This is a genomic window from Pectobacterium brasiliense, from assembly GCF_013449685.1.
In the GTDB taxonomy this organism is placed as follows: domain Bacteria; phylum Pseudomonadota; class Gammaproteobacteria; order Enterobacterales; family Enterobacteriaceae; genus Pectobacterium; species Pectobacterium brasiliense_A.
The window spans coordinates 192,440-205,124 of sequence record NZ_JACDSF010000016.1 but is presented as its reverse complement, the minus strand read 5'-3'; the positions used below and the strand labels follow the sequence as shown (position 1 = coordinate 205,124).

Annotated in this window: 12 protein-coding genes; 7 read left to right on the top strand and 5 right to left on the bottom strand. The window is 50.4% G+C overall.

Features of this window, described 5'->3' with window-relative positions:
* Nucleotides 1-293: 293 nt before the first annotated feature.
* Nucleotides 294-2,099, bottom strand: a complete 1,806-nt coding sequence (locus H0248_RS07360; protein ID WP_180785333.1) for an AMP-dependent synthetase/ligase — start codon at nt 2,097-2,099, stop codon at nt 294-296.
* Between the two features lie 228 nt (nt 2,100-2,327).
* Between H0248_RS07360 and leuL the strand changes: the two genes are divergently transcribed.
* The 5 genes from leuL (at nt 2,328) to leuD (ending at nt 7,218) form a co-directional block, all read left to right on the top strand.
* Complete coding sequence (gene leuL / locus H0248_RS22460) at nt 2,328-2,411, top strand: leu operon leader peptide (protein WP_180785399.1); 84 nt, start codon at nt 2,328-2,330, stop codon at nt 2,409-2,411.
* 98 nt (nt 2,412-2,509) lie between these two features.
* The gene (gene leuA / locus H0248_RS07350) at nt 2,510-4,108 is read left to right on the top strand and encodes a 2-isopropylmalate synthase (RefSeq protein ID WP_180785332.1); all 1,599 of its coding nucleotides are present in this window, start codon (nt 2,510-2,512) and stop codon (nt 4,106-4,108) included.
* Nucleotides 4,108-5,199, top strand: coding sequence for a 3-isopropylmalate dehydrogenase (gene leuB, locus H0248_RS07345; RefSeq protein WP_010298064.1), 1,092 nt, complete (start codon nt 4,108-4,110; stop codon nt 5,197-5,199). Before leuA ends, leuB begins: the two co-directional genes overlap by 1 nt.
* Before the next feature lie 2 nt (nt 5,200-5,201).
* Nucleotides 5,202-6,602: a 3-isopropylmalate dehydratase large subunit gene (leuC, locus tag H0248_RS07340; RefSeq protein WP_010298066.1), complete on the top strand. Its 1,401-nt coding sequence runs from the start codon at nt 5,202-5,204 to the stop codon at nt 6,600-6,602.
* A gap of 13 nt (nt 6,603-6,615) precedes the next feature.
* Nucleotides 6,616-7,218: a 3-isopropylmalate dehydratase small subunit gene (gene leuD / locus H0248_RS07335; RefSeq protein ID WP_180785331.1), complete on the top strand. Its 603-nt coding sequence runs from the start codon at nt 6,616-6,618 to the stop codon at nt 7,216-7,218.
* A 66-nt stretch (nt 7,219-7,284) separates the two neighbouring features.
* Here leuD and H0248_RS07330 read toward each other — a convergent pair whose 3' ends face one another.
* The 4 genes from H0248_RS07330 to H0248_RS07315 all read right to left on the bottom strand — a co-directional run bounded on the left by H0248_RS07330 (nt 7,285) and on the right by H0248_RS07315 (nt 11,089).
* A complete protein-coding gene (locus tag H0248_RS07330) occupies nt 7,285-7,596 on the bottom strand; it encodes an AzlD domain-containing protein (protein WP_180785330.1) in 312 nt (103 codons plus the stop codon).
* On the bottom strand, nt 7,593-8,327 hold the full coding sequence (locus H0248_RS07325; protein ID WP_180785329.1) for an AzlC family ABC transporter permease: 735 nt from the start codon (nt 8,325-8,327) through the stop codon (nt 7,593-7,595). Before H0248_RS07325 ends, H0248_RS07330 begins: the two co-directional genes overlap by 4 nt.
* Nucleotides 8,328-8,432: 105 nt before the next feature.
* On the bottom strand, nt 8,433-9,269 hold the full coding sequence (locus tag H0248_RS07320) for an AraC family transcriptional regulator (RefSeq protein ID WP_180785328.1): 837 nt from the start codon (nt 9,267-9,269) through the stop codon (nt 8,433-8,435).
* 200 nt (nt 9,270-9,469) lie between these two features.
* On the bottom strand, nt 9,470-11,089 hold the full coding sequence (locus tag H0248_RS07315) for a methyl-accepting chemotaxis protein (protein ID WP_180785327.1): 1,620 nt from the start codon (nt 11,087-11,089) through the stop codon (nt 9,470-9,472).
* A 694-nt stretch (nt 11,090-11,783) separates the two neighbouring features.
* On the opposite strand from H0248_RS07315, the gene H0248_RS22090 reads away from it, so the two are divergent.
* Both H0248_RS22090 and H0248_RS07310 read left to right on the top strand, forming a co-directional pair.
* A complete protein-coding gene (locus tag H0248_RS22090) occupies nt 11,784-12,011 on the top strand; it encodes a hypothetical protein (RefSeq protein ID WP_014916669.1) in 228 nt (75 codons plus the stop codon).
* Between the two features lie 28 nt (nt 12,012-12,039).
* Nucleotides 12,040-12,600 carry a helix-turn-helix transcriptional regulator gene (locus tag H0248_RS07310; RefSeq protein WP_180785326.1) on the top strand — a complete coding sequence of 187 codons (561 nt, stop codon included), beginning with the start codon at nt 12,040-12,042 and terminating at the stop codon, nt 12,598-12,600.
* Nucleotides 12,601-12,685 lie beyond the last annotated feature (85 nt).

Genomic DNA, 12,685 nt, shown 5'->3' with positions numbered 1-12,685 from the left:
CATTGTATTAATACTGTTAACTTTTAGTACAAGAATACGAAATATTATAGGGATTACTGATAACTCATTAACATAACGCTAGATTATGACGCAGACAAACGGCAAAAAACCACCGCTCTTAATCGTGCCTAGGGGTAATCGAACGTGAGGGAAAAAGGAACTGAGATAAAATACTAACTGGGAACCTTCAGACCTGAGAGATCATCCATGAAGGCCATAAATTACAGAGTGAAATATTGAGGCCGAAAACCACATTTCTTTTCAGGAAACGCGCTTCTCGGCCTACAACATCATCAAGACTCGGCGTACATCGCATCAATTTCCAACTGGTAACGCTGGTTGATGATCTTCCTGCGTAGCTTGAGTGTTGGCGTCAGTTCCCCTTCTGCCATCGAAAACGGCACAGGCAGCAGCGTGAATTTCTTCACCTGCTCCACGCGGGAAAGCTCCTTCTGCATCTCCCTCAAGCGCTGTTCGAACAGCTCAATAATATGGCTGTGGCGCAGCAGTTCCAAACGATCGTGGTACTTCAGGTTGATAGAGTGAGCGTATTCTTCCAATGCTTCAAAGCAGGGAACAATCAGCGCAGACACGTACTTACGCGTGTCCGCAATAATCGCAACCTGCTCGATGAAGCGATCCTGTCCCAGCGTGCCTTCCAGATGCTGCGGTGCAATATATTTACCGCCGGAGGTTTTCATCAGATCTTTCAACCGTTCGGTAATAAACAGGTTACCGTTGGCATCCAGTTCCCCCGCATCGCCGGTTTTCAGCCAGCCATCTTCGGTAAAAGTGTCTGCGGTTTCCTGCGGACGGCGGAAATAGCCCCGCATGAGGGTCGCACCGCGTACCTGAATCTCTTTTTCCTCACCAATGCGGACCTCAATGCCCGGCAGCGGCGTACCAATAGAGCCCAGGCAGAAGCGACCTTCCTCCCAGCAGGAAACCGTCGCACAGGTTTCAGTCATGCCGTAACCATAGATAATACGAATCCCGATCGACCGGAAAAACAGAATAATGTTGTCATCCAGTCGTGCGCCTGCGGCTGGCATAAAGCGAATCTCCCCCCCCAGCAACTGGCGCAGTTTCCCTAACACCAGACGGTCTGCATAGTGGTGCATAACACGACGGAAAAGACCACCCTTCTTCACGGTCTGGTTCGCCAGAAAAGCGCGTTGCCCCTGCGCGATAGCCCAGTTAAATAGCCGCTGGCGATACCACGGCGCCTGCGCCACTTTTTCATGGATAGCGCTATACACTTTCTCATAAAAACGCGGTACGGCGCACATCACGGTAGGCTTCACAGCCTGCATTGCCTCACGCACCAGATTCGTGTTGCTGAGGTACACGTTCTGCGCGCCGCGGTGCATAATGACAAAGCTCCAGGCGCGCTCAAATACGTGGGAAAGCGGTAAGAAACAGAGCGATACGTCATTTTCTGACATATCCAGACGATCGTCATGCAGCTTAAGCTGCATCGCCATGTTGGTGTAATCCAGCATGACGCCTTTCGGCTCACCGGTAGTGCCAGAGGTATAAATCAGCGTAAACAGATCGTTGAGATCGCGGCTGTCGATACGCGTTTGCCATTCATCACGCCAGAACTCGTCTACCGCCTGCGCTTCAAATTCATGCAGAGATTGTGCGATGTCGCTACCGCGCAGGTTAACACCTTCATCCATCACGATAATGTTTCGCAGTTGCGGGCACGTGTCTCGCAGCGCCAGCAGCGCATCCAACTGCTCCTGACCACCGACGAATATCGTGCGGATATCTGCATCATTGATGATGAATGCCGCCTGTGCCGCCGTATTCGTGGCATAGATTGGCACGCTGATCGCACGCAGGTGCAGCAGCGCAAGATCGGCCAGTGACCAGTTCATTGAGTTATGAGAGAAAATTGCCACCCGTTCCTGAACATCCAGCCCTAACGCTAAGAGCGCGCTGGCAATGCGCTGAATGCGCTGCCCGGCCTGTGTCCAGGTGAGCTGCTGTTCGCCCGCAGGCGTCCACTCACGCAACGTAATACGGCCTGCGCAGCGATTGATTCGATCTTGGACTCGGTGCACCACATGGTATGGCTGTAAATGATTATTCATCTGTAAACGAATTTCTAAGGGGGAAGAATTTGACAGCATTTCAGCGTACGGCTGTACATTATTTGACGTGCAGTCTACCGTCATTGTTCAAAACCGCAACGATCTTTCGTGCATTCGGCACAGGCTATCGCTGGTTTACTTGATGCATGTCACACCAATCAAGAGTTGACATGACCCTGATAATCGCGTACCAATAAAGGAACACCGAATTTTAGATGACGAGACACCATGTTCAACTTTACTGTCCTACTAAGCCTACTACTAAACGCATCCTCCTTGCGCGGTAGGTTGGTGGGCAGAGTTCAGAACTAAGTTTCTCGCCACACGATACACAAACCCGCGCTGATGCGCGGGTTTTTTTTTACTCGCCGAGCGCCAAGTACAAATAGACACGACAAGGAACTAAACCAATGAGCGAGCAAGTCATTATTTTCGATACCACATTACGCGATGGTGAACAGGCTTTACAGGCGAGTCTGAGTGTAAAAGAAAAGCTGCAAATTGCCTTCGCCCTGGAACGTATGGGCGTTGATGTCATGGAAGTCGGCTTTCCTGTGTCCTCTCCCGGCGACTTTGAATCTGTTCAGACGATCGCCCGTAACATCAAAAACAGTCGTGTGTGTGGCCTGACTCGCTGCGTCGAGAAAGACATCGATGTCGCCGCAGAAGCGCTGCGTGTCGCAGAAGCATTCCGTATCCACACCTTTATCGCGACCTCGCCGATGCATATCGCCACGAAGTTGCGCAGCACGCTGGATGAAGTGATCGAACGCGCCATTTACATGATCAAACGCGCACGTAACTACACAGACGACGTTGAATTTTCCTGCGAAGATGCGGGCCGCACGCCAATCCCAGACCTGTGTCGCGTGGTTGAAGCTGCCATCAACGCCGGTGCTCGCACCATCAATATTCCTGACACCGTCGGCTACACCATGCCGCATGAGTTCGGCAATATCATCGCCTCGTTGTACCAACATGTTCCCAATATCGATAAAGCCATTATTTCTGTTCACACTCATGACGATCTGGGTCTGGCCGTTGGCAACGCTATGGCGGCAGTGCATGCAGGCGCACGTCAGGTAGAAGGCACCCTGAACGGTATCGGCGAACGCGCGGGTAACTGTTCACTGGAAGAAGTCATCATGGCGATCAAAACCCGCCATAACATCCTGAATGTGCACACGAATATCAATCATCAGGAAATCTACCGTACCAGCCAGTTGGTCAGCCAGATTTGCAACATGCCTATCCCTGCTAACAAAGCCGTTGTGGGTGCCAATGCCTTCGCTCACTCCTCTGGTATTCACCAAGATGGCGTGCTGAAGAACCGTGAAAACTACGAAATCATGACACCGGAATCCATCGGCCTGAAAGAAGTCCAGTTGAACCTGACTTCCCGTTCCGGTCGCGCGGCGGTGAAACACCGCATGGAGGAAATGGGCTATCAGGACAGCGACTACAATCTGGACGATTTGTACTCTGCCTTCCTGAAACTGGCAGACAAGAAAGGTCAGGTCTTTGATTACGATCTGGAAGCATTGGCCTTTATCAGCCGTCAACAGGAAGAGTCTGAGTTCTACCATCTGGATTATTTCAGCGTTCAGTCCGGCTCCAGCGTAATGGCAACCGCCTCTGTCAAACTGATCTGCGGCGAAGAAACCCAGTCAGAAGCCGCAACGGGTAATGGCCCAGTAGATGCCGTTTATCAGGCGATCAACCGCATTACGGGTTATCAGGTTTCGCTGGTCAAATACCAACTGACCGCCAAAGGTCAGGGTCGTGATGCGCTGGGTCAGGTTGATATTGTCGCGGATTATCAGGGTCGTCGCTTCCACGGCGTCGGTCTGGCAACGGATATCGTTGAATCTTCCGCGCAGGCAATGGTAAATGTATTAAACAACATCAAACGTGCTCAGCAGGTAGAAAAAGAAATTCAACGTCTGCAGCAGCAAAGTAACCAACAACAAAACGATAGCAAACAACAAAACAGTCAGGAAACAGTGTGATGACAAAGAGCTACCATATCGCCGTTTTACCCGGAGACGGCATTGGCCCGGAAGTAATGGCGCAGGCCCATAAAGTACTGGATGCGGTACGTCAGCGTTTTGGCATCCGCATTACCACCAGCGAATATGACGTTGGCGGTATCGCCATTGACCGTCAGGGCACACCGCTGCCGCAGGCGACCGTTGCAGGCTGTGAGCAGGCCGATGCGATTCTGTTTGGTTCCGTGGGCGGCCCGAAATGGGAACACCTGCCGCCGGCAGAACAGCCGGAACGCGGTGCGTTATTGCCTCTGCGTAAGCACTTCAAACTGTTCAGCAACCTGCGTCCTGCTCGTCTGTATCAGGGGCTGGAAGCGTTTTGTCCGCTGCGTAGCGACATCGCCGCGAAAGGCTTTGATATCCTGTGCGTCCGCGAACTGACGGGTGGGATCTACTTCGGCCAGCCAAAAGGTCGTGAAGGCAGCGGTCAATATGAGCGCGCTTTCGATACCGAGGTGTATCACCGTTTTGAGATTGAGCGCATCGCGCATATCGCGTTTGAATCCGCTCGCAAACGTCGCAGCATCGTGACCTCCATCGATAAAGCCAACGTGCTGCAAAGCTCGATTCTGTGGCGCGAGATCGTAAATGAAGTTGCCAAAGCCTATCCCGATGTGAAGCTGTCCCATCTATATATTGATAACGCGACAATGCAGTTAATCAAAGATCCGTCTCAGTTTGACGTGATGCTGTGTTCTAACCTGTTCGGAGACATTCTGTCCGACGAGTGCGCCATGATTACCGGCTCAATGGGCATGCTGCCTTCCGCAAGCCTGAACGAACAAGGCTTCGGTTTGTACGAGCCAGCTGGCGGTTCCGCACCGGATATCGCGGGTAAAGATATTGCCAACCCGATTGCACAGATTCTGTCGCTGGCGCTGCTGCTGCGCTACAGCTTGGGTGCGGATGATGCCGCAGAAGCGATCGAAAAAGCCGTCAATACCGCACTGGCTGAAGGCTATCGTACTGCCGATCTGGCAAGCACCGGCAGCGCGATCGGCACCAATGAAATGGGCGACGTGATTGCGCGCTTTGTCGCACAAGGGGCATAACCATGGGTAAGACGTTATATCAAAAATTGTTCGAAGCGCACGTGGTTCATGAAGCGCCGAACGAAACGCCGCTGCTGTACATCGACAGACATCTGGTACACGAAGTAACTTCCCCGCAGGCTTTCGACGGCCTGCGCGCGATGGGCCGTAAGGTTCGTCAACCGGGGAAAACCTTCGCGACCATGGACCACAACGTGTCCACGCAGACCAAAGACATCAACGCCAGTGGCGAGATGGCCCGTATTCAGATGCAGGAATTAATCAAAAACTGTGCGGAATTCGGCGTTCAGCTGTATGACCTGAACCACCCGTATCAGGGCATCGTTCACGTTATCGGGCCTGAGCAAGGGATGACTTTGCCGGGTATGACCATCGTCTGCGGTGACTCGCACACGGCAACGCACGGCGCATTTGGTTCACTGGCTTTCGGTATCGGTACGTCGGAAGTGGAACATGTGCTGGCGACGCAAACCTTGAAGCAGGGTCGCGCTAAAACGATGAAGATTGAAGTCACCGGCGATGCACCACACGGCATCACCGCGAAAGACATTGTGCTGGCGATCATCGGTAAAACCGGTAGCGCAGGCGGCACCGGTCATGTGGTTGAATTCTGCGGTACCGCTATTCGTGCGCTGAGCATGGAAGGCCGTATGACGCTGTGTAATATGGCGATTGAAATGGGCGCGAAGGCAGGTCTGGTCGCACCGGACGAGACGACCTTCAACTACCTGAAAGGCCGTCAGTTTGCACCGAAAGATGCCAACTGGGATGCTGCCGTTGCGTACTGGAGCACGCTGAAATCCGATGATGACGCGCAGTTCGACACGATCGTCACGCTGGACGCCGCTCAGATCGCGCCGCAGGTCACTTGGGGCACCAACCCCGGTCAGGTTATCGCCGTCAATCAGGAAATCCCTAGCCCTGACTCTTTCAGCGATCCGGTAGAACGCGCCTCCGCGGCCAAAGCACTGGCGTATATGGATCTGCAACCCGGCATTAAACTGACTGACGTGAAGATCGATAAAGTCTTCATTGGCTCCTGCACCAACTCACGTATCGAAGATTTGCGTGCCGCGGCAGAAATCGCCAAAGGACGTAAAGTCGCCGCTGGCGTTCAGGCTATCGTCGTACCTGGTTCTGGGCCGGTAAAAACCATGGCGGAACTGGAAGGGCTGGATAAAGTGTTCATCGAGGCGGGCTTTGAGTGGCGCTTACCGGGCTGCTCCATGTGTCTGGCGATGAACAATGACCGTCTGAACCCTGGTGAGCGTTGTGCATCAACCAGCAACCGTAACTTTGAAGGCCGTCAGGGTCGCGCAGGCCGCACCCATCTGGTCAGCCCAGCAATGGCTGCGGCAGCGGCAGTGACAGGTCGCTTTGCCGACGTCCGCGAGTTGAATTAAGAGAGAAACCGACATGGCTAAATTTACTCAACACACAGGTCTGGTGGTTCCTCTGGATGCCGCTAATGTCGATACCGACGCCATCATTCCCAAGCAGTTTCTGCAAAAGGTGACGCGTACCGGTTTCGGCCAACACCTGTTCCACGACTGGCGCTTTCTGGACGATGCGGGTCAACAGCCCAACCCTGAGTTTGTGCTGAATCAGCCGCAATACAAAGGGGCAAGTATCCTACTGGCACGGGAAAACTTCGGCTGCGGCTCTTCCCGTGAGCACGCGCCATGGGCGCTGACCGATTACGGTTTCAAAGTCGTTATCGCACCAAGCTTCGCCGATATCTTCTACGGCAACTCGTTTAATAACCAGTTGCTGCCGGTGAAACTGAGTGACGAGGAAGTGGACGAGCTGTTCAAGCTGGTTGACGGGCAGGAAGGGATTACCTTCACGGTCGATCTGGAAAATCAGGTCGTTCAGGCGGGCAGCAAACGCTATCCGTTCGAAATCGACAGCTTCCGCCGTCACTGCATGATCAACGGATTAGACAGCATCGGCCTGACGCTGCAACACGAAGCGTCTATTACCGAGTATGAAAAGAATCAGCCTGCATTTTTGAACTGATTCAAGATTACAGATAGCCCGAAGCCCGCACTTCCCTGCGGGCTTTTTTTTTGGAAGAATGGGGGATTACAGCAGCGAGGCTATCAGATAAAAAGCCAGCATACTCAAAAGCACCGCGACGACTATATTTCTGATAAAGAATGAAATCACGACACTCACTATCGCGCCGAGAAAATACGGGTTATCAGGAAAGGCGCGAATCACGCCGTAGTCCATTAAAATAATCGGTCCACAAATCGCAGTGAGTAAACAAGGTGCTGAATACTTTAATGCACGATGGAGTAAAACCGGAATTTTTACCGGTACGGCGGGCTCAAGAAAAATATAGCGATTAAAAAACACAATCCCTGCCAGAACGAATATTAATAACCAACTCATTTTTCTTCCTTAAGCACAGACGCGATGAACACAGAGAAAAACATACCGCCGACGCCAGCAATAGCAATGGCACCTTCTACCTTGAAATAGGTCAACAGCATCGACAACAACAGAGAAAACAGGACGCCAGAGAAGGTGCTGATTTTCTTTATCATCGGCACAACAATGGTGATAAACGTAGCAACGATAGAATAATCAAGATGATACTTATCTAAATCGGGCACTGATGACGCCATAACCACACCAAGAATACTGAAGATATTCCAAAAAATATAAAAGATAGAACCCGCACCGATTAAATAACTAGTACTGACATTATTCTTCCTGTCTTTCTTTTCACTGAGTGCAAAAAGCTCGTCTGATAATAAAAACCCGATAGGAAGGCGCTTTCTCAATTTCAACGTTGAAACATATTCACGTAACGTCAGACCATATATCAGGTGCTGCGCGGTGATAAAAAAAACGGAGATTAATAGCGTTGCGACATTCGCCCCAGACATGAGTAAGCCTAGCGAAACGAGCTGCGCCGCTCCCGCGAAAATAATCGCGGACATCCCGATACTTTGCCCAACGGATAATCCCGACTGGATAGCCATAGAGCCAGCTAAAATGCCCCAGGGCACCACGGACAAACAGAGCGGAAGCATTTCAACCACGCCGGTCATAAAATGCTTCCACGGACTCACGGTGTCTTTTGATTCAGACGATGAACGGGCTACGGTGTTTTCCATATAACATTGCACTACCATAAAAATATCGATAGCGGAAAACTAACAAAACGTTTTTTAAGAGTATTGGATGAATTTGCTGCGCCCCAGAATAGCGGCCGAGTATAACTACAGATTGCCTTTAGCAAACGCCCCTGGCGTCAGCCCCAGCGAGTTTTTGAAATGACGGTGGAAGTGGCTCTGGTCGGTAAAGCCGCACATTACGGAAACATCGAGGATCGCATCTCCTTTACGCAACAATGCCTTAGCCTTGCGTAGCCGTGCCTGAATCAAGTAAGCGTGAGGCGTAATCCCCACCACCGCTTTAAACTGTCGTAAGAAGTGCCACACACTGAGTTCGGCCAGCGCGGCCAATTCAACGAGAGCCAGTTCTCTTTCAGGATAGCTGTCCATAAACGCTTTAACGTTCAATATATTTTGGGTCGCAACGGGCAGCATTTGTGGCGTCAGACGCGTCTTGCTGTAGCGCATCGTCAACCAGGTTAATGACGACAACAGCAGCGTTTCTTTCAAGAGCATATTGCCCGGCTGAGCGAGCATATTGAACGTCATGAGCAGTTGATCCGACAGCCCTGGGTCGTGAACAACCGCGTCGGGAAACCACGGGATGGAATCCTTTGAACGTTGCAGATCCTGATTAATCGAGCGAAAAAGATCGGGATGTGGATAAATGGCGCGATAGGCCCAGCCGGTTTCGACCTCCGAACTCCCCGTGTGTACATCGTCCGCGTTCACCAGAATAATGTCGCCTTTGGGCGCAACGTGCTCTGCACCGGAACGATAAAAACGCTGAGCTCCCTGCTCAATCACACTGATGCAATACGTATCATGCACATGACGAGGAAAACGCTGCTGGTAGTACTGCGCCTGCAACATATCCAGACCACCTAATGCCTCCAGGTGTCTGAAATGTGTTTGCTCTTGCACTACCGGCTTTTTATGCACGCGTGAATCCTCTTATCGTTTGTACAAAATTGCTCTGGCGGAAGCGACTCTTTATAGCCAGAAACAGCGTACCTGTTTCACTGATTCTATCAGAAGCGGATTCACATCCCCATGCTCGAAAAAGCGACGAAAAAAAGCCAGCGACAAAGCCGCTGGCCATTGATGACGCATTCTCGTCTTTATGTCTTTTACCAACTGGGTTACATCAGATGAAATCGGGACACGCCAAGATTCAACCGTTCGGCCTGCTGCTCAAGCGATGCAGCAGACGAGGAAGCCTCCAGCACCAGCGTCGCGTTCTGTTGCGTGACCCGATCCATTTCTGATATCGCTAACGACACCTGATTGATGCCACTGCTCTGTTCATCAGACGCCAGCGCGATCTCATTCATGATGCGGGTGACGTTATTAATTTCAGCCACAATCTCGGCCATCGCTTTACCAGCTTCGGATGCCAGCGTCGTTCCCTCTGTTACTCTGGCTTCGGATTCTTTAATCAGTGCAGCAATTTCCGTTGCGGCGTTAGCCGAGCGCTGTGCCAGATTACGCACTTCTCCTGCAACCACCGCGAATCCTTTGCCCTGCTCACCCGCACGGGCCGCTTCTACTGCCGCATTCAGCGCCAGAATATTGGTCTGAAATGCAATCCCATTGATGAGCGAGATAATCTCAGAAATTTTGCCTGAACTCTTGGCAATGTCATCCATAGAACCGACAACTTGTTCCACAATGCCGCCACCGTTCACCGCTTTGGCTGAGGTCTCCGTCGCCACAACGCTTGCATGGTGCGCATTATCGGTATTCTGCTTCACGGCAGCTGTGAGCTGCTCCATGCTGGCCGCCGTTTCCGCCAACGCCGCAGCCTGCTGCTCTGTTCGTGCAGACAAATCCGTATTACCGACGGCAATTTTCGTCGAACTGCTGTGAATCGACTCTGCACTGTCGCGTACCGAGCCAACTGTTTCGGAGAGCGAATCCTGCATTTGCTGGATGTTGTTCCCCAAAATACCGATTTCATTGCGTCCAACATCCACACTCGTGCGCGTTAAATCTCCGTGTGCGATGGCCTGTATGCGTGACACCCAATACTGCACTGGGTTAATAATGACCCGACGAATGACGAAGAACGTCATGCCCGTTAACACGATAGCTAAAATAAAGGCACCCGACATGAGCGTATAACCCAGTGTGGAATTCCGTTCAGCTGTTACATTAATATTTTTTGCCATATCAACACGATAAAGATAGGACGCTTTCAACGGCACATCATACTCATCATCCAATTTAGACAGGGTCGTCGACTCAAACGCATTGAGTTCTTCAACATTGCCCTTCTTCGCGATGTCAAACATGGGTTTAATACCGCGTTCAACATAATCGCCATAGCGCGCTTTTAATTCATTATCGCGAGCGAGTTCAACATCTGAGCGAACCGACCTATTTTGATACCCATTAAACATTTTCTGAGACAGCGACAGACGTTCTTCTGCCGCTTTCATACTCGCATTGTAGTTATCCGTAAGGCCATTACGTAAGTGATTCACCGCATGGAGCAAATTCATACGCGCTGCACGCATATGATTAGCACTATCAACTAATTCCATTCGAACATTCAATTCCAGCGTCGAACTATTTAACGATTGTTCAGCCTGCTTAAGAAAATAGGACGATGTGGAAACTGCCAAGGAAAAAAGAAGTAAAACACCAGAAAAAACAATGACGAAAAGGGGCGTCAGTTTGATATTGTGCACACCAGGTGCAGCGTGCCAGGGTTCTGGTTTTTCGTAAATCGCTATTGACTGATAAGGAACATCGCTCATTTTTACATCCGTCGAGTTATTCAAAAAATTGCTGCGAAGTAAATTTCTGGTAAGTAAGCAAGAAAAAATAAAACGCGGCTATATGTTACAGACTATTTAAAGATTGTAACAATGTGCGTTAAACGCAAGATAAAAAACAATGGGCTATAAAAAATAATTTTATCCATAGGAGCATCATCACAAAAAAACGCCTATAATTTCAACAAAAATAGTTTCCAAAAAAAATAATTTATAATAAAAACCATTACACTGAATTAGTGAATTATTTTAGTCATTATTCTTACATTAGTATTAATTATAAGAGAAAAAGAGAGATAAACGGAGTCATTCTTTTTTATTGAAAACAAATACTCTTTAATATTCAATATTACTGACTGATTCACTATTTCATCATCCTGAATATAAAAGAATCACGTTACAACACACCCAGGTTAATGTTCACCGATGCTACCCATGCTGCGGCACTTTGTCGCCCGTCTAAAACCAGTGGAATAACCCGCAGTAAGCATGCCCGGAGCCTTTCTCTGCGGCATGCTTCCTTTCCAGTCTTCCTCTTCAATTTGCTTTTGCGAAGCTGCGCGCAGGCCGATCGCGCCGTTTAAATGTCAGCTAAATAAGCAGGTATATTTCATTCTCGACCAACACCAGCGTTGACAATTGTCAACACACGACTTTACCATGACCCTATATAGCGATGAAAAAACATCCAAATAAGCATATTCAGGCAGCTATTGAATACGCACTAGCGCAAGGCTGGCGTTTTTATCCCAGCAACGGGCATGCATTTGGCAGACTTATCTGTGGCACGCCGGATCACAGTACCCATATGATGAGTATTTGGTCCACGCCATCAGTCCCGGAAAATCACGCAAAGCAGATCCGCCGCAATGTCGATAGCTGCCTGATAACGTTGAAACAATAGAAGGTCTATACGGCTTACCGAGGAATTTATGACAACGTATCACTTTTCTCTCACGCTAGCGGGCGTTTCCGCAGATACGGCTGGGCTGGAAGATGCGCTTTTTGCCAGCGGCTGCGACGATGCCTTGATTTGCTTCTATGGCAGCGCCGTCTATCTCGAATTTGATCGAGAAAGCCCCCGTTTTTCTACCGCGGTTATCAGTGCTATTCATGATATCGAGTCCGCAGGCATCCAGGCCAAAGTCCACTCCGTCGATGCAGTCTGGGTTGGGATCAGTGATATCGCAGCCTTGTCTGCGCTGTCGCGTCAGGCTATTGCGCTTCTCAAAGATGGAAAACGCGGTGCGGGTGATTTCCCCTCTCCAGTCCAGCGCTTGCGCGGTACATCTCCGCTGTGGGAATGGAGCGATGTCGCCGACTGGCTGGCAAAACAAAAAAAAATCCCCCAAGAATTAGCCGATAACGCCCGGGAGCTTGCCACGATTAACCTGGCTTTACAGATACGCAATACCCACCAGCAGGACGAATTAGCACGTTATTGTGCATTACTCAGCGCAGGCAAGCCATTACGTGAACAAATCATCACGTAAACAACGCCGCTGATACCTCACGACCCTGCAAACCACCCGTGGCAGACAAAGCTAGCGGCAGGTCAGGGCGGGATTCCACTTTGCT